The 1,738-nt window shown below is 50.5% G+C and carries 2 protein-coding genes; both read right to left on the bottom strand.

Features of this window, described 5'->3' with window-relative positions; translation table 11 throughout:
- A partial coding sequence (locus tag V6D20_11820) for a hypothetical protein (GenBank protein HEY9816467.1) occupies nucleotides 1-281 on the bottom strand: 281 nt, incomplete at its 3' end.
- A 224-nt stretch (nucleotides 282-505) separates the two neighbouring features.
- On the bottom strand, nucleotides 506-1,738 hold a 1,233-nt coding region (locus tag V6D20_11825), incomplete at its 5' end, for a WD40 repeat domain-containing protein (GenBank protein HEY9816468.1).

The following is a 1,738-nucleotide window of genomic DNA, read 5'->3' on the forward strand; positions in this document are numbered from 1 at the left end:
GCATTCCAGTCGCGCCAAGGGTAAATCAAAAAGCTGATACCACAACCGATATCGAGACAGCGTTGTCTTTTTTTTGGCTTAGTGATATTCCAAAATTCGGTGGCGATGCGGTTTTGGAGTTTGCCGGATTGCCAGTCGAGGAAGATGGGGAGGGCTTGGACTTCGTCGGGGAGGTCGGGCTTTTTGTTCTGGAATTCTTGGTTAAATCGCTCGGCGATCGCCTCTGTCATTTCAAACCATTGCAGTGCGGAGGAGTTGCCAGTAGGAATGGAATAGGTCATGGGAGGCATTTTCACCAAGGATGTAATGGCATTTTAGCGAAAATGATCGGACAGTAATTTTTCATTGTGTAAACAGCGGCTCTGGTTCAGGGCTGGTGAGGAGCTTTGGATTGGTTGGAATGCGGTAGGGGTTATCTGTGGGTTGCGCATCCAGAGAACAGATCCCCGACTTCTATCATTTGCTCCACGAATTATTTGCGATGCCTGTAGAAGAAGTCGGGGATCTAAAGGCTCTTCTCCTTTTCCCACACATACTTGCGGCACACCTCACAAGCTTCCCGCGCCAACTCATCCCTCGGCGGATTAAAGACCGGATGATGACGCAACCGATTGCAACACACCGCCAGAGCCTGCTGCCAATTGCCCCCTCGCCACAGCCTGATGCTTCTGTCAGAGCTTCCAGAAACGATATACCGACCATCAGGGCTAAATCCCACTGACCAGATCCAATCCTCATGACCTTGAAAGGGTTGACCGATTTGATTTCCCTCTAAGTCCCACAGTCGGATAGTGCTGTCATCGCTGCCAGAGACGATGCGCTGACCATCGGGGCTAAATCTCACTGACCTAATCCTATCTTTATGGCCTTGAAAAGGTTGGCCGACTTGATTCCCCTCTAAGTCCCACAGTCGGATAGTGCTGTCATCGCTGCCAGAGACGATGTACTGACTATCAGGGCTAAATTCCACTGACAATACCCTATCGTCATGGCCTTGAAAGGGTTGGCCGACTTGATACCCTTCTAAGTCCCACATTCTCACTGTTCTATCAGAGCTGCCAGAGACGATGCGTTGACCATCGGGGCTAACTCCAACTGACCTAATCCTATCCTCATGACCCTGAAAGGGTTGACCGATTTGGTTTCCCTCTAAGTCCCACAGCCTCACTGTTCTGTCAGAGCTGCCGGAGACAATGTACTGATTATTGGGGCTAAATCCTACTGACCAGACTTTATCTTCATGGCCTTGAAAGGGTCGACCAATTTGATTTCCCTCTAAGTCCCACAGTCGAAGAGTACTGTCAGAGCTGCCGGAGACGATGTGCTGACCATCAGGGCTAAACCCCGCTGACCTGACCCAATCCTCATGGCCTTGAAAGGGTTGACCGATCTGATTTCCCTCTAAGTCCCACAGTCGAATAGTGCTGTCAGAGCTACCGGAGACGATGTGTTGACCATCGGGGCTAAATCCCGCTGACAAGACCCAATCCTTATGGCCTTGAAAGGCGTTGCCGATTTGATTTCCCTCTAAATCCCATAGCCTCACTGTTCTATCATCGCTGCCGGAGACGATGTGTTGACCATCAGGGCTAAATCCCACTGACCAGACTCTATCTTCATGGCCTTGAAAGGGTTGACCGATTTGATTCCCCTCTAAGTCCCATAGCCTCACTGTTCTATCATCGCTGCCGGAGACGATGTGTTGACCATCAGGGCTAAATCCCACTGACCTGACCCA

The organism is Candidatus Obscuribacterales bacterium, assembly GCA_036703605.1.
In the GTDB taxonomy this organism is placed as follows: domain Bacteria; phylum Cyanobacteriota; class Cyanobacteriia; order RECH01; family RECH01; genus RECH01.